The sequence below is a fragment of the Fructilactobacillus sp. X3R5C2 genome (assembly GCF_059901175.1).
The window spans coordinates 1-239 of the sequence record NZ_JBWXVC010000051.1; the positions used below are offsets into that span (position 1 = coordinate 1).

A 239-nucleotide genomic window follows, 5' to 3' on the forward strand; every position below is an offset into this window, starting at 1 on the left:
TTCCAGAATTCATCGCCAGGCCCACATCGGCCTGCGCCAGAGCAGGAGCATCATTGGTGCCGTCGCCTGTCATGGCGACAAGTTTACGCTCCTGCTGTTCTTTTTTGATCGCCGCAATCTTGTCCTCAGGCTTCGCTTCCGCTATAAAATCATCCACACCCGCCTCCAGTGCGATCGTCGCTGCTGTCAGCGGGTTATCGCCGGTGCACATGATTGTCTTGATACCCATGGCACGCATC

1 protein-coding gene is annotated in these 239 nt (G+C 56.1%); it reads right to left on the reverse strand.

The features are described from left to right. The coding region (locus tag AC6UD4_RS07380; RefSeq protein WP_500709661.1) for an HAD-IC family P-type ATPase at positions 1–239 on the reverse strand (239 nt) is incomplete at both ends.